This window comes from Pseudomonas sp. LS1212 (assembly GCF_024741815.1).
GTDB lineage: Bacteria > Pseudomonadota > Gammaproteobacteria > Pseudomonadales > Pseudomonadaceae > Aquipseudomonas.
In genome coordinates, this window is record NZ_CP102951.1 from 1,922,805 (window position 1) to 1,943,981 (window position 21,177).

A 21,177-nucleotide genomic window follows, 5' to 3' on the forward strand; every position below is an offset into this window, starting at 1 on the left:
CTAGATAAATTCGGTTCACCAGACGGGGCGATAAAATCGATAAACCGGTTATTCATAAAAAATCCGCAGATTCATAGGCTTAGCTAAAAAAAAGAAGTTGACACCCCTATGAAATTCCGTAGAATGCCGCCTCACAGCAGGCACGTAGCTCAGTTGGTTAGAGCACCACCTTGACATGGTGGGGGTCGTTGGTTCGAGTCCAATCGCGCCTACCAAACAAAATCCGCTCTGCTGGGCGGTGTAGAAAAGGGCGATCCGAAAGGGTCGCCCTTTTTTGTTTTGCGTTCCCTCAAATCAACCGCGTCGCCGGCATCGCGGGCAAGCCCGCTCCCACAATGATTCGGCCGCCGTTGATCCTTGTGGGAGCTGGCTTGCCAGCGATGCGGCCATCACAGTCACCGATAATCAGTCGTCATCGTCATCGTCATCGTCGTCTCGGTCACGGCGGTCACGGCGGTCATAGCGATCATGGCGCTCATAGCGGTCGTCACGATCGTAGCGGTCACGGCGATCGTATCGAGAGTGGTGCCTGTGATCCCGGTCGCGCCATCCATCATCGTCGCGATCATAGTGATGGGGGTAGCAGCCCGCCAAAGCCAGGACCATGGCCGCCAGGCTGAATTTCGAGAGGTGTTTAAACACTGCTTTCAGCACGATTGTCTCCTCGGGCGCGAGGGTAATTCGCTCGCGTTATCCCTAGGACAACCAAGTCGTGCAGGTGTTTGATTGTGCTCGCAAAAATACTGGGGCGGTGGCGCGACGATATGGACGCCGCCAAAGCCGGCGCACGATGATAAAATGCCGGTCTTCTCAGCTGGAGGCAAATGTGTGCGCAGATTGGCGGTGGTAATGGCAGTGCTGGCGTTGACCGGTTGCGGGAGCGATGTAGAGGTCGCGCACAAAGCCGTGGCCGATCAACTCGCGAACCCCAAATCGGCCAAGTTCACCAATGTCCGGGTGACCGATCAGGGTAATGTCTGCGGTCAGGTCAAGGGCAAGGATGCGGCTGGTGTGTATGGCGGCTATCAGAGTTACGCCGCGATCAAGAGCGACAGCCAGTTCAAGGTCGTTTTCGATCCGGACGGGACCAATGCCGAGATCCGCACCCTGTGCGGCGGTGCGCCCGTCAGCGAGGAAGCTTACGCCGACCCGGGGCAGGCGGTGGGTAGCTGGGATGTGCAGATCGTTTCGGGCAGCAACATGGGCGCGCTATCCGACATGACGGCACGCCTGATCGAGCGTGGCTTCATTCCATCGGTGGTTGCCCGGGACGGTGAGCAGCGGGTCCTGATCGGTCCTTTTGCCGACAAGGCCCAGGCCGATGACAAAAAGGCGCAGTTGATGAGCTCCATGGGGATCGAGTCGGTGGTGGTCAAGCATCGGGAGTAACGCCAGAGGGCGACTCGCCGTGACGTGTGCACTCAGGCTATGCTCTGTGCAGGGATGAAGCAGGGTGTGTCTGTGGCGCGCAACATCCGAGAGGAACTGCCAGATGTCCACATTAGAGCGGGCTATTGCGGTTGCGGCCAAAGCCCATGAGGGGCAGCGTGACAAGGGCGGTGCAGCTTACATATTGCATCCGCTGCGGGTCATGCTGCGGGTCGATACCACCGAGCAGCAGATCGTTGCCGTATTGCACGATGTGCTCGAGGATTCGGCGATGACCCTTGCCGACCTTGCGCGTGAGGGTTTCCCGCTGAAGGTACTGGCGGCGGTCGAGGCCTTGAGCCGGCGGCCGGATGAAAGCTATCAGGCGTTCGTCGAAAGGCTTGCCCAGGACCCGCTGGCCAAGGTCGTCAAGCTTGCCGACATTGCCGACAACAGCGACCTTTCGCGCATCGCCGCGCCAGGCCCTGAAGACCTGGCGCGGCTCGAGCGCTACCGGCGTGCCGCCAATTATCTACTGGCCCGGCGGTGAGGCGTCAACCGCACGCATTGAGGTTCACCGGCCCGACAAAGTCATTGCCGCGCCCCATTACGCAGGCGACGCGCTGGTTACGCTGGCGCTCCCACTCCTTGGCCGGGTAGGTCTTGTCCCAGGCTTCATAGAGCTGGCGGTCCTGCTTGGACAGCCGCAGGTTGTACTGCTTGCTCATGTAGAAGTAAGTGCGAGCGATCATGCCGCGGATGGAAGGGCGCGGCATGACTTTCCTGGCCTTGAAGTCGACCTGGGTCAGGCAGGAGCCGTATTGGCCCGATTGCACCGGTAGCCAGCCGAAGCTGTAGTTGCTGCGGTCGCCATTCACCTCGCCGATGCTCGGCACCAGGTTGTGCAGGTCGGCTTCGGCGCGCTGGTACACCTGGTCGTTGCGCGCACAGTTCTTGCGCCCGCCGTCCTGCCAGCACTGGCGTTGATGGCCGATGTGCCAGGCCGGGACGATGTGTTCCCATTCGATGCGGGCCGCGCGATTGGCGTTCTTGCGCGGCACATAACCGCAGGCTTCCAGGTTCACGCGATTGCCGTTGTATTTGCAGCCGCAGTAGAACTCCGTGGACTGCGGCGCATACAGGCGCCATGCGATTTTCTTGGCCTCCTTGAAAGTGCGCGGCGCATCGGCCTGGGCGGTAAGGGTGAAAAACAGACAGAACACAGCAAAACCACGAACACTCATTCGCTCAATCTTCCTTCGGCACGACCCAGAACAATTGCACGCCGCCATCATCGCGATGAGCCAGCGTCACATTGTCGTTTTCAGCGATTTCTTCGAGCAGGGTTTCCCAATCGCTGGATGACTCGTGCTCGAGGCGAAAAATCAGGGCTGACCTGGATTTTTGCGCGGTGGGGGAGTTGATGATCTTCTGAATACGCAGGCCTAGCTGTTCATAGCTGCTGGCGGGGGTCGATGCTGCAGAAGTAGTTGCCACGAAGCATTCCTTATTTTAGCTGTACGTGCATACAGTATTTCACTGTAGGCCAAATCGCAACAACTCGTGAGTTGAAGTGCGCTTCTGACAGTGGAAGAGGTGATTTGGTGTCGTCTGTCGAAATTTTTTTTACAGGCCGGCGCTTGCGCGGGATTTGCCTGGCCAGAGATGAGCAGGAAGTGTCCTTGGGTCTACACATCGCCGGGATCGGCGCTACGCTTTTGGATGCGCTGTCCAGCCGAGAAGAGGGGCTGACATGAACGGGAGAGCGTTGGGGCTTGGGTGGCTGGTTGCAGCCTGGCCGGCTGTTCGTCATCGTCTGTGGTGATGCTGCAAGATGGTACGCAATACGTGACCAAGGATTCGCCGAGGACCTATACCCGGGACGGCTTCGTCCAGTTCACGGATATTTCCGGGCGCCACGTCAGGGTCAGGGCTGACGAGGTCGCCAACATCAAGGAAGAGGATTGAGCGAGTGCCGACCCGCTCGCGAGGAGGGGGCGGCAGCGTTCACGCGATCAGTATTCCCAGAACATCCGTTGCAGTTCCTTGCTGTCCTGGGTCTTGGTCAGGGCAACCATGGCCAGGATCCGGGCTTTTTGCGGGTTCAGGTCATGCGCCACCACCCAGTCGTTCTTGTCGTCGGGTTGCTCGGCATTGCGCAGCACGAAACCGCCGGCGTTGACGTGCGATGAGCGAATGATCTGCACGCCATCCTTGCGCAAGGCCTGTAGGGAAGGCACTACGCGCGAAGACACCGAGCCATTGCCGGTACCGGCATGGATGATCGCCTTGGCACCGCCCTGGGCCAGAGCCTTGTAGGCTGTGTCGCTGACATTGCCATAGCCGTAGGCAATATCGACGGCCGGCAGGCTGCTGATGGTCTTGATATCGAATTCCGAGTCCACCGTGTGGCGCTTGGCGGGCAGACGGAACCAGTAGGACTTGCCTTCCACCACCATGCCGAGCGGGCCCCAGGGGCTCTTGAAGGCCTCGGTCTTGATGTTGAGCGTCTTGCTGACGTCGCGACCGGACTGGATTTCGTCGTTCATGGTTACCAGCACGCCTTTGCCGCGTGCTTCCTTGCTGCTGGCTACCGCCACGGCGTCGTAAAGGTTCAGCATGCCGTCGGCCGACATCGCCGTGCCAGGCCGCATGGAGCCTACGACCACGATGGGTTTGGCGGTTTTCTCCACCAGATTGAGGAAGTAGGCGGTTTCTTCCAGGGTGTCGGTACCATGGGTGATCACGATGCCGTCCACATCCGGGCTGTCGGCCAGTTCGGCGACGCGCTTGCCCAGTTGCAGCAGGTTTTCGTTGGAGATGCTTTCGGATGCGATCTGCATGACCTGCTCGCCACGCACGTTGGCCAGAGTGGCCAGTTCCGGCACGCCGGCGATCAGTTTGTCGACACCGACCTTGGCGGCCTGATAGGTCGCGCTATTGGCGGTGCTGGCGCCGGCACCGGCGATAGTGCCGCCGGTGGCAAGGATTACCACGTTGGCGAGTTTCTGCTTGTTTTCGACTTCCTTGGCCGAAGTGGCGGCGGGAAGTAACAACAGCAAGGCCATGGCGCCTGGGGCGAAGGTCTGTAGCGCAGCTTTCATCGTTTTTCTCACTTATGGGTTGAGTAGCTGTGTTGCCTCGGGTCCCCAGCAGAATCCGTACCACTTCAGGTACTTTCCGGCTTTTGCCATTAACTCCTTGATAAACATTGAAATACTTTCGTTCGGTGAACTAGGCTTGCGAGTGCAATAGTCGAAAACCCGAACGGGATTACATGGCCCGGTTCGGATTCCCGAAGATTTAAGGAAAAGTCCTACGGACTTTTAGGGGGTTGGCCAAGTAGGCTGGGGGGCTGCGAGTTGAGTTGACAAACTCTCGCAGTGTTCGCATAGTTTACCAACGCAAACGTTTGCGCGGCCAATGATCAGCTTAAGGCCTCACCCAGGCAGCCCGACAAGTTTGCAAGCACAATAATCATAAGATCGGAGTGAACACATGAAGCAACCCTTTGCCGGACGCTTGCTTGTTGTCGCCATGCTGGCTGCCGTATCCGCCGTCACGCCACTCTCTGCCGCGTTTGCCCAAACCCCCGAAAAGCCCAAGGTCGCCCTGGTGATGAAATCCCTGGCCAATGAATTCTTCCTGACCATGGAAGACGGTGCCAAGGCGTATCAAAAAGAACACCCCGCCGATTTCGACCTGGTTTCCAACGGGATCAAGGACGAATCCGACACTAGCAATCAGATCCGCATCGTCGAGCAGATGATCGTCTCCAGGGTCGATGCGCTGGTCATCGCTCCGGCCGATTCCAAGGCCTTGGTGCCGGTGATCAAGAAGGCCATGGATGCCGGCATCAAGGTGGTCAACATCGACAACCAGCTCGACCCCGGCGTGCTCAAGAGCAAGCACATCAGCGTGCCTTTCGTGGGGCCCGACAACCGCAAGGGCGCACGCCTGGTCGGTGACTACCTGGCAGGCAAGCTGCAGGCCGGCGATGAGGTCGGCATTATCGAAGGGGTGTCGACCACCACCAATGCCCAGCAGCGCACGGCGGGCTTCAAGGATGCGATGGAGGCCGCGCAGATGAAGGTCGTTTCCATCCAGTCCGGCAATTGGGAAATCGACAAGGGCAATGCGGTGGCGGCGGCGATGCTCAATGAATATCCAAACCTCAAGGCCTTGCTGGCGGGTAACGACAGCATGGCCCTGGGCGCCGTCTCCGCCGTTCGGGCGGCGGGCAAGGCGGGCAAGGTCGAAGTCGTCGGTTACGACAACATCAATGCGATCAAGCCGATGCTGCAGGACGGCCGGGTGTTGGCCAGCGCAGACCAGTACGCAGCCCGGCAGGCGGTGTTCGGCATCGAGGCGGCGCTGAAAATGCTCAGGAACGAGCCGGTCGATGTGGATGCCAACAACGTGATCCAGACGCCGGTCGAGCTGATCACCAAGCAGTAGCAACATGTTGCGCCTGCCTGCCCGGCAGGCGCCTGGAGAATGCCTGATGTCTGCGACTGCTTCGGCTGCCGTGCTCTCGGTCAGCGGTATCGGCAAGACCTATGTGCAACCGGTACTGGCCGATATCGACCTGCAATTGTTGCGTGGCGAGGTCCTGGCCTTGACCGGTGAAAATGGCGCCGGCAAGAGCACGCTCTCGAAAATCATCGCAGGCCTGGAGTCGCCGAGCGCCGGCAACATGCAGTTCCGGGGGCAACCCTATCGGCCGGGCAGTCGCGCGGCCGCGGAAGCCCTGGGCGTGCGCATGGTCATGCAGGAGTTGAACCTGCTGCCGACCCTGACCGTCGCCGAAAACCTGTTTCTCGACAATCTGCCCGGCAAGGGTGGCTGGATCAATCAAAAGCGCCTGCGCCAGGCTGCGCTCGCAGCGATGGCTCAGGTCGGCCTGGAGGCGATCGATCCGGACACTCTGGTCGGCGAGTTGGGTATCGGTCACCAGCAGATGGTCGAGATTGCCCGCAACCTGATCGGCGATTGCCATGTGCTGATCCTCGACGAGCCGACCGCGATGCTGACGGCCCGTGAGGTCGAACTGCTCTTTACGCAGATCGAGCGGCTGCAGCGGCGCGGGGTGGCCATTGTCTACATCTCTCATCGCCTCGAAGAGCTGGCGCGCATTGCCCAGCGCATCGCCGTGCTGCGCGACGGTCAACTGGTCTGTGTCGAGCCCATGGCACGCTACGACAGCGCGCAACTGGTCAGCCTGATGGTCGGTCGCACGGTGGGCGAGCACATTGAACCGGCCTCGCGGCAGATCGGCGAGCCGATACTGGCGGTAAAGGGGCTCGGCCGGGCGGGCAAGGTGCACGATGTCTCGTTTCAGGTTCGTCGTGGCGAGATCTTCGGGATTTCCGGGTTGATCGGGGCAGGGCGGACCGAGTTGCTGCGCCTGATCTACGGCGCCGATCCAGCCGACAGCGGCACCATCGAATTGGGTTCGCCGCCAAGGCCTGTGAGTATTCGCTCGCCGGTCGATGCGGTGCGTCACGGGATCGCATTGATCACAGAGGATCGCAAGGGCGAAGGCCTGCTGTTGTCGCAGTCGATCGAGGCCAATATTGCCCTGGGCAATATGCCGGCGATTTCTCGCGGCGGGCTGGTCGATGGCAGGGCCGAGCAGGCCCTGGCCCGGCGCCAGATCGATGCCATGCGCATTCGCAGCTCGAGTGCCGATCAGGTGGTTGGCGAGCTGTCCGGCGGCAACCAGCAAAAAGTAGTGATTGGTCGTTGGCTTGAGCGCGACTGTACGGTGTTGCTGTTCGATGAGCCGACCCGCGGCATCGATGTCGGGGCGAAGTTCGATATTTATGCGTTACTGGGTGAGTTGACCGCTCAGGGCAAGGCGCTGGTGGTGGTATCGAGCGATCTGCGTGAACTCATGCTGATCTGCGATCGCATCGGCGTGCTCTCGGCGGGACGCTTGATCGATACATTCGAGCGTGACAGCTGGACCCGGGACCAATTGCTGGTGGCCGCCTTTGCCGGCTACCAGAAACGTGATGCGCGGCTCGATGAGCCTGCACTCAGGAAGGATTCATGAAGACCTCTACTCTCACTGTGGCCACCGCCGGCAAGCGCGGCGGCAGCTTCTATGGCTTGGGAAGCTATCTGGGCCTGGCCAGTGCCTTGCTGGCACTGATTGCGCTTTTTTCGCTGCTCAGCAGTCACTTTCTCTCCTATGCCACGTTCAGCACCCTGGCCAACCAGATCCCGGACCTGATGGTGCTGGCGGTGGGCATGACCTTTGTGTTGATCATCGGCGGCATCGACCTGTCGGTGGGCTCGGTCCTGGCCCTGGCGGCCTCGGCGGTCAGTGTGGCAATTCTCGGCTGGGGCTGGAACGTGCTGCCGGCGGCCTTGCTGGGGATGGGCTGCGCGGCGTTGGCGGGCACCATCACCGGTTCGATTACCGTGGCCTGGCGGATTCCATCGTTCATCGTCTCGCTGGGCGTTCTTGAAATGGCCCGGGGCGTGGCCTACCAGATGACCGACTCACGTACGGCTTATATCGGTGATGCCTTCGCCTGGCTGTCCGAGCCGATGGCCTTCGGCATTTCGCCGTCCTTCATCATCGCCTTGCTGGTGATCATCCTGGCCCAGGCCGTGCTGACGCATACGGTGTTCGGGCGCTACCTGATCGGCATCGGCACCAACGAGGAGGCCGTGCGCCTGGCCGGGATCAATCCCAGGCCCTACAAGGTCCTGGTGTTCTCGCTGATGGGCCTGCTCGCCGGGCTGGCGGCGCTGTTTCAGATCTCCCGGCTGGAAGCGGCCGACCCGAACGCCGGTTCCGGTCTGGAGCTGCAAGTCATCGCCGCCGTGGTCATCGGCGGTACCAGCCTGATGGGCGGCCGTGGCTCGGTCATCAGTACGTTCTTCGGTGTGCTGATCATTTCCGTGCTGGCCGCAGGGTTGGCGCAGATCGGTGCCACTGAGCCAACCAAGCGAATTATTACCGGGGCGGTGATTGTCATCGCCGTGATCCTTGACACCTATCGCAGCCGGCGCGCTCGCCGGCGGACCTGAAAATGGCAACGATCAAAGATGTAGCCGCGCTGGCGGGCATTTCCTACACCACAGTTTCCCATGTGCTGAACAAGACGCGCCCGGTGAGTGAGCGTGTACGGTTGAAAGTCGAGGAGGCGATTGCCGAGCTCGATTACGTGCCCAGTGCCGTGGCGCGTTCGCTCAAGGCCAGGAGCACTGCCACCATCGGCCTGCTGGTGCCCAATAGCATCAACCCGTACTTTGCCGAACTGGCCCGGGGTATCGAGGACTGTTGTGAGCGCAATGGTTATTGCGTGATCCTGTGTAACTCCGACGACAACCCGCAGAAGCAGCGCAACTACTTGCGGGTGCTGCTGGAGAAGCGAATCGACGGCCTTATCGTGGCGTCGGTGGGGGAGCAGGTCGACCTGCTCAGCAGTCTGGCAACCGTGCGCACGCCGATGGTCATCGTCGACCGTGAGCTGGAGGGTGTCGATGCCGACCTGGTGCGCATCGATCATGAACAGGGTGCTTACCTGGCGACCCGGCATCTGCTTGATCTCGGCCATCGCGATATCGCCTGCATCAATGGCCCCACCGTCACCAGCGTCGCGCAAATGCGCCTGTCCGGTTATCGCCGGGCACTGGATGAGGCAGGGGTGCGGGTGGTTTCGCAGCGGGTGGTCGAAAGTGATTTCACCAGCCCGGGTGGCTACGAGGCGGCGGTGAAACTGCTCGAGCATGATCGTCCCACAGCGATATTCGCGGCCAACGACTTGATCGGCATGGGGGTGTTGCGAGCGGCCGCCGAGCGCAATATCCGGGTGCCGGGTGAGTTGTCGGTGATCGGCTTCGACGATATCCAGATGAGCAAATATGTGTATCCCGCGTTGACCACGGTAGGGCAATCGATCCGCGAGCTGGGCGAGATGGCGGCCGAGATGTTGCTGCGCAGGATCATGCAGCCCGACGGGGGTATCGAGCACAAAATCGTGGCACCGAGCATCGTCCTGCGCGAATCCACGGCGCCGCGCTCGGGCCATTTCAATGATTACCGCGCAAGCCCGTGAGGCATGGACATGGACGTGAACGTTGTAGTGGTGGGCAGCTTGAACATGGACCTGGTAACCCGCGCCGAGCGCTTGCCGCGTGCCGGCGAGACCCTGGCCGGTGAATCCTTTGCGACGGTGGCCGGTGGCAAGGGGGCCAACCAGGCCGTGGCGGCGGCGCGCCTGGGTGCCAGGGTGGCAATGATCGGGTGCGTCGGCGCCGACGCTTATGGCGAGCAGTTGCGCGCGGCGCTCGAGCGCGAACAGATCGATTGCCAGGCGGTGACGTCCGTCGAAGGGGTTGCCACTGGCGTGGCGTTGATCGTGGTCGATGCCAGCAGCCAGAATGCGATCGTGGTCGTGGCCGGCGGCAATGGCCAGTTGTCCCCTGCGGCCGTGGCGCATTTCGACGGGCTGCTGCAACAGGCCGAAGTGATCATCTGTCAGCTCGAAGTGCCCCAGGCGACGGTTGAACATACGCTTGCGCGCGGGCGAGCATTGGGCAAGACCGTCATTCTAAACCCTGCCCCGGCTGCCGGGCCGCTGCCCGCCGATTGGTATGCGTCGATCGACTACCTGATCCCCAATGAGAGCGAAGCGGCAGCCTTGAGCGGCTTGCCGGTGGTTTCCCTGGAATCGGCCGAGGCGGCTGCGGGTCGTCTGCTGGCGCTCGGGGCGGGTAAGGTCATCATTACGCTGGGTGAGCAGGGCGCGTTGTTTGCCGACGGGCAGTGTTTCGAGCACTTTGCGGCGCTGCCGGTTCAAGCGCTGGATACCACGGGGGCAGGGGACACGTTCGTCGGCGGCTTTGCGGCGGCGCTGGCCCAGGGCAAAAGCGAACGCGAGGCCATTGCCTTCGGTCAGGTGGCGGCGGCCCTGTCGGTCACGCGGGCCGGCGCGCAGCCGTCGATTCCCGGTCTCAATGACGTTCAGGGGTTCAGGCCATGAAAAAGACGCCTTTGCTCAATGTGGCCTTGTCGCGATTGGTTGCCTCGCTGGGGCACGGTGATATCGTCGTGATTGCTGATGCCGGGTTGTCGCACTGGTTGCCGGCGTGACGTTCTAGCTCGGTGAGGGTTGGCGATGGTCGAAGTGACAGCGGTAAAGACTCTGCGGCATGACTTGATCATCGACACCGATCCCGGCGTCGACGATGTGGTGGCCTTGCTGGTGGCGCTGGCATCGCCCGAGGCGCTGAATGTGCTGGCCATCACCACGGTGGCGGGCAATGTTCGGGTGGAAAAGACGTCACGCAACGCCTGCCTGGCTCGGGAGTGGGCAGGGCGCGAACAGGTGCCGGTCTATGCCGGCGCCGCGAGGCCTTTGCAGCGCGCGCCGATTTACGCCGAAGACATTCATGGCCAGGAAGGTTTGCCGGGGTTCTGCGTCCAAGAGCCTCGGCAAGGCTTGGCGACCGGTGGTGCGGTCGAGCACTTGATTGACATCTTGTCCAAGGCCGAGCCGCACAGCATCACCCTGGCCATGCTCGGGCCGCAGACCAACCTTGCCTTGGCGCTGCGCCAGGCGCCGGACATCGTTCGCGGTATCCGCGAGGTGGTTGTGATGGGTGGGGCGCAGACCATGGGTGGCAATATCACCCCGACGGCCGAGTTCAATCTCTATGCCGACCCGCACGCGGCCGAGGTGGTGCTGGCCAGCGGCGCGAGGGTGGTTTATCTGTCGCTGGATGTCACTCACCGGATATTGACCAGCGAGGCACGGTTCAGGCAGCTCGCTACATTGGGTAATCGGGCTGGCGCTCTGGTCGTTGCGATTCTGCAGGCCTATGTCGCAGCCGACATGGAGCGCTACGGCCTGTCGGGAGGGCCGGTGCACGATGCGTGTGTGATTGCTTACCTGCTGCAGCCCGAATTGTTCCGTGGTCGTCCAGTTCATATGAGCGTCGACTGCCATGAGGGGCCGACCTTCGGTCAAGCCCGGATCGAGGGTGGGAGGGGTTCAGGATTGTCGGCCAACGTCCTTTGGATCGAAAATGGTGACCCCCAAGGCGTCTTCGACCTTCTCTGTGCCCGTCTGGCTCGGCTGGGATGATGTTTCGGCGTGGAAAGGCGTGTCGATGCCGTATCGCTCGAGCACTTGCCCAATGAATTGGTGAGCGGCTTCACCCCCCAGTTCCTTGACCAGCAGATCGATGGCGATAATGGCCAGCTCCTCAGTGGTGCCTGGACTGTAAGCGCTATGCCCGTCTTGTCGCGTGACCTTGATATCGGCGTCTATGGAGAGAGTCGACATAGGGTTTCTCCATACATGATGTGACGTGAACTGATTGTCGGTTGCAAGGATTGTATCGCTGATTATGGTACGTCCCCGGCTTCAATGCTGGCAGTAAACCATTTTGCCGCGGCTCTGGCATTGCTACTTAGGCATAAGGGCGGGAGCGTGGCAAACTTAAGCATCTTTCATTGCCTGGAACCCCGTTGTGCAAATCGATCTGAATGACCCTGCGCAGTTCACGCGCGAGGCTGTGCGCCAGCTGATTGCCGCGGCCGACGGTACGGTTCACAACCAGTTGCGGGTTACCCGGGAGGGCATTGCCTTCATGTCGACCGTGGTCGGCGGGGCCGATACCGATGGCCTGTCCTTTCGTCTGGAAACCTGGGCCGCCGGTTCCGGTTGCGTGGGGCCGGTAGCGGCCAGCGATGAAGTCTGGGTGCAGCAGATTTTCAATGCCTTGCAGCAGAACTGGCCCAACCCGCCTTTTGATTACATCGATGTCTACTGAATTAAATATCCGGTCACGATTTGTTATCCCTTCGTGATACCGGGTCAGGCAGACTTGCGGCGTTTTGCAACCAAACGCGACTCGCGGTGTCGCACAAGCAGCCATTATTTTTTACAAGGAGGATTCATGTCTCGCATGCGTGCATCATTGGGAGCTGTGCTGGCAGCCATCGTTCTGGCCGGCTGTTCTTCGTCGGGTTCGACCTCCAAAGCGCCTGAGGTCGCCGCGTCGAATTCCGATGGTCGTTGCCAGGCCGGCGCCGCCGATTTTGCCATCGGCAAGCAGGCATCGCCCGCGTTGCTGGAACAGGCGCGTACGCGCGCAGGGGCGCAGACTGCGCGCATCCTCAAGCCGCACGATATGGTCACGCTGGAGTACCGCTCCGATCGGCTGAACCTTAACGCCGATGACCGCGGTGCAATCATCCGGGTCAACTGCGGCTGAATCGCAGGCACAAAAAAACCCGTCTCAAGGACGGGTTTTTTTCGTTCGGGGAGAATTACTCCGGACGAACTTGAGCAGCTTGCATGCCCTTCTGGCCTTTCTCTGCTACGAAAGAAACGGTTTGGCCTTCTTTCAGGCTTTTGAAACCGTCGGATTCAATAGCTTTGAAGTGTACGAACAGGTCGTCACCGCCACCTTGAGGAGTGATGAAGCCGAAGCCTTTCTCATCGTTGAACCATTTTACGGTGCCGGTTTGGCGATTAGACATGGTGTATCTCCAAGAAACATAATATTCAGTAGTGCTGTGCTGCTCAGGCCAACTGGGCACACGGAGACATCATAGTCTAAATGTACGCCTGAGAACCTTTTTAGATGCGCCTGTTGCGAAACATTTGACTGGATGTTTCCCCGTTTTTGGCCTCTGACCCCCGGTTTTGCTGGGGATGAGGCCAAATGAGGGGGGCTAAAAAAAAGCTGAGAAATCTGCATTAATCAGATGAAACGGCCTTTTTTCAGCCCTCGGCGGCCCACAAGGCGCATCTGTCGTGGCCAGCCTGAGCTCAATTTGCGGTGCCGCAGGTCTTCTCTACCTCACTCAAAAGGCGATTTACCAGGGCTACCCGCGGGCCGTCCCGGTTCAGCTCTTCAACCTCCGTTTTCGTGAATTTCTTGTCAATGACCTTTGCGCTGCAATCGCAATGCTTGAGCGCGGTTGACTTGCTCACTTTGTTTTGCATGGCGGCCGCCTCACAGTCGTCCATGTACTTCTCGCGTTCGCCCTTGGGCCAGTCGGCATGGGCGCTCAAGGGCAAGGTCATGGCGCAAGCGACGATCAGGGAGAAAAGGGGCTGAAAACGCATACCGGTTACTCCTTGTGTTCAGGTAGTTCAAGAGTAGAACCCTCTTGGTATCTGAGGGGAAAAAATCCCTTCGAGTTCACCCGATGCCGCCAATTTGCACAATTTGCACAATTTGCCCTGGATTGCCCGCGCCAGCGCCAAACACGCGGGTTTTCTGTGCTAGGATGCCCGGCTCGGGAACGTCTGCTGGCCGCATCTGGCCGCGCTTCCCGGTAAACCACCCGAATTCGTGTTAATCCAGTCACTCTGGTTCGTATCCTGGTTGGCCTGACGGCTCCTGCCAATGTAAGGCAGGCGTTACCAAACGGCCTGGTTCGAATCTTGTACTGGCTCATCCCAACCCACGTGACCTTTGGTAGGGGTCACCACTAGGAGAGGAGGCGCCATGCCAACTATTACTCTTCCCGACGGCAGTCAACGTTCGTTCGATCATCCCGTGACTGTTGCTGAAGTCGCCGCCTCGATTGGCGCCGGCCTGGCCAAGGCCACCCTGGCCGGCAAGGTCAACGGCAAGCTGGTCGACGCCTGCGATCCGATCGAGGCCGATGCCACCCTGCAAATCATTACGCCCAAGGATGCCGAGGGGCTGGAGATTATCCGCCACTCCTGCGCCCACCTGGTGGGTCACGCGGTCAAGCAGCTTTATCCGACCGCCAAGATGGTCATCGGCCCGGTCATCGACGAAGGCTTCTACTATGACATCGCCTACGAGCGTCCTTTCACGCCCGACGACATGGCCGCCATCGAACAGCGCATGAATCAGCTGATCGACAAGGACTACGACGTCGTCAAGAAAGTGACCCCGCGTGCCGAAGTGATCGATGTGTTCAAGGCCCGTGGCGAAGAGTACAAGCTGCGCCTGGTCGAAGACATGCCGAACGAGCAGGCCATGGGCCTGTACTACCACGAAGAATACGTCGACATGTGCCGTGGCCCGCACGTGCCGAACACGCGCTTCCTGAAGTCGTTCAAGTTGACCAAGCTTTCCGGTGCCTACTGGCGCGGCGATGCCAAGAACGAGCAACTGCAGCGCGTCTATGGCACCGCCTGGGCGGACAAGAAGCAGCTGGCGGCCTACATTCAGCGCATCGAAGAAGCCGAAAAGCGCGACCATCGCAAGATCGGCAAGCGCCTGGGCCTGTTCCATACCCAGGAAGAAGCCCCGGGCATGGTGTTCTGGCACCCCAACGGCTGGACCCTGTACCAGGTGCTCGAGCAGTACATGCGCAAGGTGCAGCGTGACAACGGCTACCTGGAGATCAAGACCCCGCAAGTGGTCGATCGCAGCCTGTGGGAGAAATCCGGGCACTGGGCCAACTACGCCGAGAACATGTTCACCACCGAGTCGGAAAGCCGCGACTACGCGATCAAGCCGATGAACTGCCCGTGCCACGTGCAGGTGTTCAATCAGGGTTTGAAGAGCTACCGCGAGCTGCCTATGCGCCTGGCCGAGTTCGGTGCCTGCCACCGCAACGAGCCATCGGGTGCCCTGCACGGCATCATGCGTGTGCGTGCCTTCACCCAGGACGATGCGCACATCTTCTGTACCGAAGAGCAGATGCAGTCCGAGTCGGCCGCCTTCATCAAGCTGACCCTGGACGTCTACGCCGATTTCGGCTTCAAGGACATTGAGCTCAAGCTGTCCACTCGTCCGGAAAAACGCGTCGGTTCCGACGAGCTGTGGGATCGCGCCGAGAGCGCATTGGCCGCGGCGCTGGACAGCGCGGGCCTTGCGTACGACCTGCAGCCGGGCGAGGGCGCCTTCTACGGGCCGAAAATCGAATTTTCGCTCAAAGATTGCCTTGGCCGCGTCTGGCAGTGCGGTACACTGCAGCTCGATTTCAACCTGCCGATCCGTTTGGGCGCCGAGTACGTCTCCGAAGACAACGGCCGCAAGCACCCGGTCATGTTGCACCGGGCGATCCTCGGTTCCTTCGAGCGTTTTGTCGGTATCCTGATCGAGCACTACGAGGGTGCGTTCCCTGCGTGGCTGGCTCCGACTCAGGCAGTGATCATGAATATCACTGATAAACAAGCAGATTTTGCTCACGAAGTGGAAAAAAATCTGCTTGAAAGCGGATTTCGTGCCAAGTCTGACTTGAGAAATGAAAAGATCGGCTTTAAAATCCGCGAGCATACTTTGCTCAAGGTTCCTTATCTCCTGGTTATCGGGGATCGGGAAGTCGAAACGCAAACTGTCGCTGTGCGTACACGTGAAGGCGCTGACCTGGGCTCCATGCCCGTCGCCCAATTCGCTGAATTCCTCGCTCAAGCGGTTTCCCGGCGTGGTCGCCATGATTCGGAGTAATTATTATTAAGCGTGAAATGAGACAAGATAAACGAACTGCACCGAAGGCCCCGATCAACGAGAATATCTCGGCACGCGAGGTTCGGTTAATTGGCGCTGACGGCGAGCAGATTGGCATCGTCTCGATTGATGAAGCGCTTCGTATCGCTGAAGAAGCGAAGCTGGACCTGGTAGAAATTTCTGCCGACGCAGTACCTCCGGTTTGCCGTGTCATGGACTACGGCAAGCACATCTTCGAAAAGAAGAAGCAGGTCGCTGCCGCGAAGAAGAACCAGAAGCAGGTCCAGATTAAAGAGATCAAGTTTCGTCCAGGGACGGAGGAAGGGGATTACCAGGTAAAACTGCGCAACCTGGTACGTTTCCTGAGTGATGGGGACAGGGCCAAGATTTCCTTGAGATTTCGCGGCCGTGAGATGGCTCACCAGGAGCTGGGGATGGAGCTGTTGAAGCGGGTCGAACAAGACCTGCTCGAATATGGCTCGGTCGAACAGCATCCGAAGATGGAAGGACGCCAGCTGATCATGGTCATCGCCCCCAAGAAAAAGAAGTAATCAACAGGGCACGGCAGGCCTTGCGATTATGTTTATCCACTGAATGCGGAGTATCCGAACATGCCAAAGATGAAAACTAAAAGTGGTGCTGCCAAGCGGTTTCTGAAAACTGCTAACGGCATCAAGCACAAGCACGCTTTCAAGAGCCACATCCTGACCAAAATGTCGACCAAGCGTAAGCGTCAACTGCGTGGTAGCAGCTTGCTGCACCCGTCCGACGTGGCAAAAGTCGAGCGCATGCTGCGCCTTCGTTAATTTTTGGTTAAGAATAGAGGAAGTTACTCATGGCTCGTGTAAAGCGTGGCGTCATTGCCCGTAAGCGTCACAAGAAAATTCTGAAACTTGCTAAAGGCTACTACGGCGCGCGTTCACGCGTATTCCGTGTTGCCAAGCAAGCGGTAATCAAGGCAGGTCAATACGCCTACCGTGACCGTCGTCAGAAAAAACGTCAGTTCCGCGCTCTGTGGATCGCTCGTATCAACGCCGGTGCGCGTACCAACGGTCTGTCCTACAGCCGTTTCATCGCCGGCCTGAAAAAAGCGTCCATCGAGATCGACCGTAAGGTTCTGGCTGATCTGGCAGTGAACGAAAAAGCGGCGTTTGCTGCGATTGTCGAGAAAGCTAAAGCCACCTTGGCTTAAGTACCCACGACAATCACTGCCGGGCAGTTCTGCCCGGTGGTGTTAAACGTCATAAATAGGGGAAGAGCCTTAAGCTCTTCCCCTATTTCGTATCTGGAGTCTGTACATGGAAAACCTGGATGCGCTGGTCTCTCAAGCTCTGGAGGCCGTGCAACAAGCTGAAGACATCAATGCCCTGGAGCAGATCCGGGTTCACTTCCTTGGCAAGAAGGGTGAGCTGACTCAGGTGATGAAGACCCTGGGCAGCCTGCCGGCCGATGAGCGTCCGAAAGTCGGCGCGCTGATCAACGAAGCCAAGGAGCGTGTTACAGAAGTCCTCAACGCGCGCAAGGCGTTGTTCGAAGAAGCAGATCTCGCTGCCAAGCTCTCCGCCGAGTCCATTGACGTAACCCTGCCTGGCCGTGGCCAGACCTCGGGGGGGCTGCATCCGGTTACCCGGACTCTGGAACGTATCGAACAGTTCTTCACTCATATTGGCTACGGCATTGCCGAAGGCCCTGAGGTCGAAGACGACTACCACAACTTCGAAGCGCTCAACATCCCAGGCCATCACCCGGCCCGCGCGATGCATGACACCTTCTATTTCAATGCCAACATGCTGTTGCGTACCCACACCTCGCCGGTTCAGGTACGGACCATGGAGTCAAAACAGCCGCCGATCCGCATCGTCTGCCCAGGCCGTGTCTATCGTTGCGACTCGGATATCACTCACTCCCCGATGTTCCACCAGGTCGAAGGCCTGCTGGTCGACCGCGATATCAATTTCGCCGACCTGAAAGGGACCATCGAGGAGTTCCTGCGCGTGTTCTTTGAAAAAGAACTGGCAGTGCGTTTCCGTCCTTCGTTCTTCCCGTTCACCGAGCCATCGGCCGAAGTCGACATGGAGTGCGTCATGTGCAGCGGCAAAGGCTGCCGTGTCTGCAAGCAGACTGGCTGGCTGGAAGTCATGGGCTGCGGCATGGTTCACCCGAGCGTGCTGCGTATGTCCGGCATCGATCCGGAAGAGTTCTCGGGCTTTGCCTTCGGCATGGGCGTTGAGCGTCTGGCCATGCTGCGTTACGGCGTGAATGACCTGCGCCTGTTCTTCGACAACGACTTGCGGTTCCTTGCGCAATTTCGCTAGGTCGCACGCCCGTAACGAATCTTTCAGGAGAGCAGGATGAAATTCAGTGAACAATGGCTGCGCGGCTGGGTAAGCCCGCAGGTAAGCCGCGACGAGTTGGTCGCCCGTCTGTCGATGGCTGGCCTTGAAGTCGACAGCGTTACCCTGGCTGCCGGCGAATTCACCGGCGTTATCGTCGGTGAAGTGCTGAGCACCGAACCACACCCCGATGCCGACAAGCTGCGCGTCTGCCAGGTCAGCAACGGCAGCCAGACCTTCCAGGTCGTCTGCGGCGCGCCGAATGTGCGCCCGGGCCTGAAGATACCTTTCGCCACCATCGGCGCCGAACTGCCGGGCGACTTCAAGATCAAGAAGGCCAAGCTGCGTGGCGTCGAGTCCAACGGCATGCTTTGTTCGCAAGTCGAGCTGCAGGTCGGCGAGGGCAATGATGGCTTGATGGAGTTACCGGCCGATGCGCCGGTAGGCCAGGACATCCGTGTCTACTTGCAACTGGACGACGCCAGCATCGAGGTCGACCTGACCCCGAACCGCGGTGACTGCCTGTCCCTGGCGGGCCTGGCCCGTGAAGTCGGCGCGCTGTATGCCGCCCAGGTCACGCGTCCGGTTGTGGCCACCATCCCTGCCGTGCACGACGAAGTGCGTCCGGTTGAAGTGTTGGCGCCAGAAGCTTGCCCGCGTTACCTCGGCCGAGTGATCCGTAACGTCGATCTGACCAGGCCGACACCGCTGTGGATGGTCGAGCGCCTGCGTCGCGCTGATGTGCGTAGCATCGACGCGGCTGTCGACATCACCAACTATGTGATGCTGGAGCTGGGTCAACCCCTGCACGCCTTCGATCTCGCCGAAATCAACGGCGGTATCCGCGTGCGCATGGCCGACGAAGGCGAGAAGCTGGTCTTGCTCGACGGTCAGGAAGTCACCCTGCGTAGCGATACGCTGGTGATCGCCGACCACACCCGCGCTCTGGCCATTGCCGGCGTGATGGGTGGCGAACATAGCGGCGTGTCCGCGACCACTCGCGACATTTTCCTGGAAAGTGCTTTCTTCGATCAGATCTCTGTCGCTGGCAAGGCGCGTTCCTATGGCCTGCACACCGACGCTTCGCACCGCTACGAGCGTGGTGTGGACTGGCAGTTGGCCCGTGAAGCCATGGAGCGCGCCACCGGCCTGCTGCTGGAAATCACTGGCGGTGACGCTGGCCCCATTATCGAAGCTGTCAGCGAGCAGCATCTGCCGGCGATCGCGCCGATCTCGCTGCGTGCCCAGCGCATCACCCAGATGCTGGGCATGGAAATGGATTCGGTCGAAGTCGAGTGTCTGCTCAGCGCCTTGGGCCTGACGATTTCTGCCGATGGGGCAGGGCAGTGGCGTGTTGAAGTGCCAAGCCATCGCTTCGATATCAGCCTGGAAGTCGACCTGATCGAAGAACTGGCGCGTCTGTACGGCTACAACCGCCTGCCGGTTCGCTACCCGCAAGCCCGCCTGGCGCCACAAGCCAAGGCTGAAGCGCGTAGCGATCTGCCGGAGCTGCGCCGTCTGCTGGTGGCCCGTGGTTACCAGGAAGCGATCACTTACAGCTTCATCGATCCGAAACAGTTCGAGCTGTTCAACCCGGGCGTCGAGCCTCTGTTGCTGGCCAACCCGATTTCGAACGACATGGCCGCCATGCGCTCGTCTCTTTGGCCTGGTCTGGTCAAGGCACTTCAGCACAACCTGAACCGTCAGCAGGATCGCGTCCGCCTGTTCGAAAGCGGCCTGCGCTTCGTCGGTCAGCTGGAAGGCCTGAAGCAAGAGCCAATGCTGGCCGGTGTGGTGTGCGGCAGCCGTCTGCCGGAAGGCTGGGCGCAAGGTCGCGATGCCGTGGACTTCTTCGACGTCAAGGCCGACGTGGAAGCGGTACTGGGCTTTGCCGGTGCCCTGGATTCGTTCACCTTCGTTGCGGGCAAACACCCTGCGTTGCACCCGGGTCAAACCGCTCGCATCGTGCGTGAGGGTCGCGAAGTCGGTTACCTCGGCGCTATCCACCCTGAATTGTCGAAAACCCTCGGTCTGGACCGTCCGGTGTTCGTTTTCGAGCTGGTTCTGGCCGAAGTGGCGTTGGGCAAGATGCCAAAATTCCACGAGTTATCGCGCTTTCCTGAAGTGCGCCGTGACCTGGCATTGCTGGCCGACAAGGACGTTGCAGCCAGTGCCGTGCTTGAAGTAATCCGTGAAAATGCAGGCGAATGGCTCACGGACCTCAGGCTCTTTGATGTTTATCAGGGTAAAGGCATTGATCCTCATAGAAAAAGCCTTGCAGTTGGCTTGACCTGGCAGCATCCATCGCGCACTCTTAATGACGATGAGGTGAATTCCACGACGCAAGCGATCCTCACCTCGCTCGAACAAAGGTTGAACGCCACGTTAAGGATGTAGCGTATGGGGGCTCTGACGAAAGCTGAAATGGCCGAACGTCTTTATGAAGAGCTGGGCCTGAACAAACGGGAAGCCAAGGAATTGGTCGAACTGTTTTTCGAGGAAATCAGGCACGCTCTCGAAGACAACGAGCAGGTCAAGTTATCCGGTTTCGGCAATTTCGACCTGCGCGACAAGCGCCAGCGGCCTGGCCGCAATCCAAAGACGGGAGAAGAAATCCCGATCACGGCTCGCCGTGTGGTCACCTTTCGTCCAGGGCAGAAGTTGAAGGCCCGAGTTGAGGCATATGCTGGAACCAAGTCATAACGACGAGCTTCCGCCGATTCCTGGCAAACGCTACTTCACCATTGGTGAAGTCAGTGAACTTTGCGCTGTAAAACCCCACGTACTCCGGTACTGGGAACAGGAGTTCCCTCAGCTCAACCCGGTCAAGCGCCGCGGAAACCGCCGGTATTATCAGCGCCAGGACGTGCTGATGATCCGGCAGATCCGCGCCTTGCTCTACGACCAGGGCTTCACCATCGGCGGCGCACGGCTGCGCCTGTCCGGCGACGAGGCCAAGGACGACACCACGCAATACAAGCAACTCATTCGCCAGATGATCGCGGAACTGGAAGATGTACTGGTGGTGTTACGCAAGTGATACAACGCGATAAAAATACTTCCACAT

General features: G+C 59.7%; 25 protein-coding genes, 1 tRNA gene and 2 pseudogenes. 21 read left to right on the forward strand and 7 right to left on the reverse strand.

From position 1 onward, the window contains the following. Positions 1–138: 138 nt before the first annotated feature. Positions 139–215 (forward strand) — tRNA-Val (locus NVV94_RS09070). A gap of 190 nt (positions 216–405) precedes the next feature. Here NVV94_RS09070 and NVV94_RS09075 read toward each other — a convergent pair. Next, complete coding sequence (locus NVV94_RS09075; RefSeq protein WP_258446855.1) at positions 406–654, reverse strand: hypothetical protein; 249 nt, start codon at positions 652–654, stop codon at positions 406–408. Positions 655–828: 174 nt separating this feature from the next. On the opposite strand from NVV94_RS09075, the gene NVV94_RS09080 reads away from it, so the two are divergent. Continuing rightward, a complete protein-coding gene (locus tag NVV94_RS09080; RefSeq protein WP_258446856.1) occupies positions 829–1,389 on the forward strand; it encodes an SPOR domain-containing protein in 561 nt (186 codons plus the stop codon). Positions 1,390–1,492: 103 nt separating this feature from the next. Continuing rightward, positions 1,493–1,918: a GTP pyrophosphokinase gene (locus NVV94_RS09085; RefSeq protein WP_258446857.1), complete on the forward strand. Its 426-nt coding sequence runs from the start codon at positions 1,493–1,495 to the stop codon at positions 1,916–1,918. A gap of 4 nt (positions 1,919–1,922) precedes the next feature. Here NVV94_RS09085 and NVV94_RS09090 read toward each other — a convergent pair whose 3' ends face one another. Further along, positions 1,923–2,612, reverse strand: coding sequence for an endonuclease I family protein (locus tag NVV94_RS09090; protein WP_258446858.1), 690 nt, complete (start codon positions 2,610–2,612; stop codon positions 1,923–1,925). Between the two features lie 4 nt (positions 2,613–2,616). Then, positions 2,617–2,865, reverse strand: a complete 249-nt coding sequence (locus NVV94_RS09095; RefSeq protein ID WP_258446859.1) for a DUF1654 domain-containing protein — start codon at positions 2,863–2,865, stop codon at positions 2,617–2,619. 282 nt (positions 2,866–3,147) lie between these two features. Here NVV94_RS09095 and NVV94_RS09100 point away from each other — a divergent pair, with 282 nt between their 5' ends. After that, positions 3,148–3,336, forward strand: a complete 189-nt coding sequence (locus tag NVV94_RS09100; RefSeq protein ID WP_258446860.1) for a YgdI/YgdR family lipoprotein — start codon at positions 3,148–3,150, stop codon at positions 3,334–3,336. A gap of 47 nt (positions 3,337–3,383) precedes the next feature. Here the strand turns inward: NVV94_RS09100 and NVV94_RS09105 are convergent, their stop codons facing one another. Beyond that, positions 3,384–4,472 carry an asparaginase gene (locus tag NVV94_RS09105; RefSeq protein WP_258446861.1) on the reverse strand — a complete coding sequence of 363 codons (1,089 nt, stop codon included), beginning with the start codon at positions 4,470–4,472 and terminating at the stop codon, positions 3,384–3,386. 394 nt (positions 4,473–4,866) lie between these two features. Between NVV94_RS09105 and NVV94_RS09110 the strand changes: the two genes are divergently transcribed. The 7 genes and pseudogenes from NVV94_RS09110 (at position 4,867) to NVV94_RS09140 (ending at position 11,474) form a co-directional block, all read left to right on the forward strand. Continuing rightward, the gene (locus NVV94_RS09110; RefSeq protein WP_258446862.1) at positions 4,867–5,826 is read left to right on the forward strand and encodes a sugar ABC transporter substrate-binding protein; all 960 of its coding nucleotides are present in this window, start codon (positions 4,867–4,869) and stop codon (positions 5,824–5,826) included. Between the two features lie 46 nt (positions 5,827–5,872). Then, positions 5,873–7,426: a sugar ABC transporter ATP-binding protein gene (locus NVV94_RS09115; protein ID WP_258446863.1), complete on the forward strand. Its 1,554-nt coding sequence runs from the start codon at positions 5,873–5,875 to the stop codon at positions 7,424–7,426. After that, a complete protein-coding gene (locus NVV94_RS09120; protein WP_258446864.1) occupies positions 7,423–8,412 on the forward strand; it encodes an ABC transporter permease in 990 nt (329 codons plus the stop codon). The genes NVV94_RS09115 and NVV94_RS09120 overlap by 4 nt, the downstream gene beginning before the upstream one ends. Positions 8,413–8,414: 2 nt before the next feature. After that, positions 8,415–9,443, forward strand: coding sequence for a LacI family DNA-binding transcriptional regulator (locus NVV94_RS09125; protein ID WP_258446865.1), 1,029 nt, complete (start codon positions 8,415–8,417; stop codon positions 9,441–9,443). Between the two features lie 9 nt (positions 9,444–9,452). Then, positions 9,453–10,370 (forward strand): ribokinase, encoded by a 918-nt coding sequence (rbsK, locus tag NVV94_RS09130; protein ID WP_258446866.1) that lies wholly within the window; start codon positions 9,453–9,455, stop codon positions 10,368–10,370. Continuing rightward, a pseudogene (locus tag NVV94_RS09135) lies at positions 10,367–10,459 on the forward strand (RbsD/FucU domain-containing protein); the annotation flags it as partial. The gene rbsK and the pseudogene NVV94_RS09135, both read left to right, overlap by 4 nt. A gap of 46 nt (positions 10,460–10,505) precedes the next feature. After that, positions 10,506–11,474: a nucleoside hydrolase gene (locus NVV94_RS09140; RefSeq protein WP_258446867.1), complete on the forward strand. Its 969-nt coding sequence runs from the start codon at positions 10,506–10,508 to the stop codon at positions 11,472–11,474. A 21-nt stretch (positions 11,475–11,495) separates the two neighbouring features. Here NVV94_RS09140 and NVV94_RS26820 read toward each other — a convergent pair. Next, positions 11,496–11,675: pseudogene (locus NVV94_RS26820) on the reverse strand (hypothetical protein); the annotation flags it as partial. A 187-nt stretch (positions 11,676–11,862) separates the two neighbouring features. Between NVV94_RS26820 and NVV94_RS09145 the strand changes: the two are divergent. Both NVV94_RS09145 and NVV94_RS09150 read left to right on the forward strand, forming a co-directional pair. Then, entirely contained in the window at positions 11,863–12,165 is a 303-nt protein-coding gene (locus tag NVV94_RS09145) for a hypothetical protein (RefSeq protein WP_258446868.1), read from the forward strand. 126 nt (positions 12,166–12,291) lie between these two features. Then, positions 12,292–12,609, forward strand: coding sequence for an I78 family peptidase inhibitor (locus tag NVV94_RS09150; protein ID WP_258446869.1), 318 nt, complete (start codon positions 12,292–12,294; stop codon positions 12,607–12,609). A 55-nt stretch (positions 12,610–12,664) separates the two neighbouring features. On the opposite strand, the gene NVV94_RS09155 is transcribed toward NVV94_RS09150, so the two are convergent. Both NVV94_RS09155 and NVV94_RS09160 read right to left on the reverse strand, forming a co-directional pair. Then, positions 12,665–12,877: a cold-shock protein gene (locus tag NVV94_RS09155; RefSeq protein WP_003179963.1), complete on the reverse strand. Its 213-nt coding sequence runs from the start codon at positions 12,875–12,877 to the stop codon at positions 12,665–12,667. A 292-nt stretch (positions 12,878–13,169) separates the two neighbouring features. Continuing rightward, positions 13,170–13,469, reverse strand: coding sequence for a hypothetical protein (locus NVV94_RS09160; RefSeq protein ID WP_258446870.1), 300 nt, complete (start codon positions 13,467–13,469; stop codon positions 13,170–13,172). Positions 13,470–13,854: 385 nt separating this feature from the next. On the opposite strand from NVV94_RS09160, the gene thrS reads away from it, so the two are divergent. From thrS to NVV94_RS09200, 8 genes are all read left to right on the forward strand, one after another. Then, positions 13,855–15,777, forward strand: coding sequence for a threonine--tRNA ligase (thrS, locus tag NVV94_RS09165; RefSeq protein WP_258446871.1), 1,923 nt, complete (start codon positions 13,855–13,857; stop codon positions 15,775–15,777). Continuing rightward, positions 15,777–16,328 (forward strand): translation initiation factor IF-3, encoded by a 552-nt coding sequence (gene infC / locus NVV94_RS09170; RefSeq protein WP_178118997.1) that lies wholly within the window; start codon positions 15,777–15,779, stop codon positions 16,326–16,328. Before thrS ends, infC begins: the two co-directional genes overlap by 1 nt. Before the next feature lie 60 nt (positions 16,329–16,388). Continuing rightward, positions 16,389–16,583 carry a 50S ribosomal protein L35 gene (gene rpmI, locus NVV94_RS09175; RefSeq protein ID WP_002553160.1) on the forward strand — a complete coding sequence of 65 codons (195 nt, stop codon included), beginning with the start codon at positions 16,389–16,391 and terminating at the stop codon, positions 16,581–16,583. 29 nt (positions 16,584–16,612) lie between these two features. After that, the gene (gene rplT / locus NVV94_RS09180) at positions 16,613–16,969 is read left to right on the forward strand and encodes a 50S ribosomal protein L20 (protein ID WP_085577453.1); all 357 of its coding nucleotides are present in this window, start codon (positions 16,613–16,615) and stop codon (positions 16,967–16,969) included. Between the two features lie 106 nt (positions 16,970–17,075). Beyond that, positions 17,076–18,092 (forward strand): phenylalanine--tRNA ligase subunit alpha, encoded by a 1,017-nt coding sequence (pheS, locus tag NVV94_RS09185; RefSeq protein WP_258446872.1) that lies wholly within the window; start codon positions 17,076–17,078, stop codon positions 18,090–18,092. A 36-nt stretch (positions 18,093–18,128) separates the two neighbouring features. Then, entirely contained in the window at positions 18,129–20,507 is a 2,379-nt protein-coding gene (gene pheT / locus NVV94_RS09190) for a phenylalanine--tRNA ligase subunit beta (RefSeq protein ID WP_258446873.1), read from the forward strand. 3 nt (positions 20,508–20,510) lie between these two features. Beyond that, positions 20,511–20,813 (forward strand): integration host factor subunit alpha, encoded by a 303-nt coding sequence (ihfA, locus tag NVV94_RS09195; protein ID WP_002553164.1) that lies wholly within the window; start codon positions 20,511–20,513, stop codon positions 20,811–20,813. Beyond that, positions 20,794–21,150: a MerR family transcriptional regulator gene (locus NVV94_RS09200; RefSeq protein WP_258446874.1), complete on the forward strand. Its 357-nt coding sequence runs from the start codon at positions 20,794–20,796 to the stop codon at positions 21,148–21,150. Before ihfA ends, NVV94_RS09200 begins: the two co-directional genes overlap by 20 nt. Positions 21,151–21,177 lie beyond the last annotated feature (27 nt).

What these genes read in the sequence shown, in the direction of transcription:
- NVV94_RS09105 (WP_258446861.1), bottom strand. Translation starts at nt 4,472, where the DNA reads ATGAAAGCTGCGCTACAGACCTTCGCCCCAGGCGCCATGGCCTTGCTG.
- thrS (WP_258446871.1), top strand. Translation starts at nt 13,855, where the DNA reads ATGCCAACTATTACTCTTCCCGACGGCAGTCAACGTTCGTTCGATCAT.
- pheS (WP_258446872.1), top strand. Translation starts at nt 17,076, where the DNA reads ATGGAAAACCTGGATGCGCTGGTCTCTCAAGCTCTGGAGGCCGTGCAA.
- NVV94_RS09155 (WP_003179963.1), bottom strand. Translation starts at nt 12,877, where the DNA reads ATGTCTAATCGCCAAACCGGCACCGTAAAATGGTTCAACGATGAGAAA.
- ihfA (WP_002553164.1), top strand. Translation starts at nt 20,511, where the DNA reads ATGGGGGCTCTGACGAAAGCTGAAATGGCCGAACGTCTTTATGAAGAG.
- pheT (WP_258446873.1), top strand. Translation starts at nt 18,129, where the DNA reads ATGAAATTCAGTGAACAATGGCTGCGCGGCTGGGTAAGCCCGCAGGTA.
- NVV94_RS09090 (WP_258446858.1), bottom strand. Translation starts at nt 2,612, where the DNA reads ATGAGTGTTCGTGGTTTTGCTGTGTTCTGTCTGTTTTTCACCCTTACC.
- NVV94_RS09115 (WP_258446863.1), top strand. Translation starts at nt 5,873, where the DNA reads ATGTCTGCGACTGCTTCGGCTGCCGTGCTCTCGGTCAGCGGTATCGGC.
- NVV94_RS09160 (WP_258446870.1), bottom strand. Translation starts at nt 13,469, where the DNA reads ATGCGTTTTCAGCCCCTTTTCTCCCTGATCGTCGCTTGCGCCATGACC.
- NVV94_RS09150 (WP_258446869.1), top strand. Translation starts at nt 12,292, where the DNA reads ATGTCTCGCATGCGTGCATCATTGGGAGCTGTGCTGGCAGCCATCGTT.
- NVV94_RS09125 (WP_258446865.1), top strand. Translation starts at nt 8,415, where the DNA reads ATGGCAACGATCAAAGATGTAGCCGCGCTGGCGGGCATTTCCTACACC.
- NVV94_RS09085 (WP_258446857.1), top strand. Translation starts at nt 1,493, where the DNA reads ATGTCCACATTAGAGCGGGCTATTGCGGTTGCGGCCAAAGCCCATGAG.
- NVV94_RS09200 (WP_258446874.1), top strand. Translation starts at nt 20,794, where the DNA reads ATGCTGGAACCAAGTCATAACGACGAGCTTCCGCCGATTCCTGGCAAA.
- NVV94_RS09110 (WP_258446862.1), top strand. Translation starts at nt 4,867, where the DNA reads ATGAAGCAACCCTTTGCCGGACGCTTGCTTGTTGTCGCCATGCTGGCT.
- NVV94_RS09120 (WP_258446864.1), top strand. Translation starts at nt 7,423, where the DNA reads ATGAAGACCTCTACTCTCACTGTGGCCACCGCCGGCAAGCGCGGCGGC.
- rplT (WP_085577453.1), top strand. Translation starts at nt 16,613, where the DNA reads ATGGCTCGTGTAAAGCGTGGCGTCATTGCCCGTAAGCGTCACAAGAAA.
- rbsK (WP_258446866.1), top strand. Translation starts at nt 9,453, where the DNA reads ATGGACGTGAACGTTGTAGTGGTGGGCAGCTTGAACATGGACCTGGTA.
- NVV94_RS09140 (WP_258446867.1), top strand. Translation starts at nt 10,506, where the DNA reads ATGGTCGAAGTGACAGCGGTAAAGACTCTGCGGCATGACTTGATCATC.
- rpmI (WP_002553160.1), top strand. Translation starts at nt 16,389, where the DNA reads ATGCCAAAGATGAAAACTAAAAGTGGTGCTGCCAAGCGGTTTCTGAAA.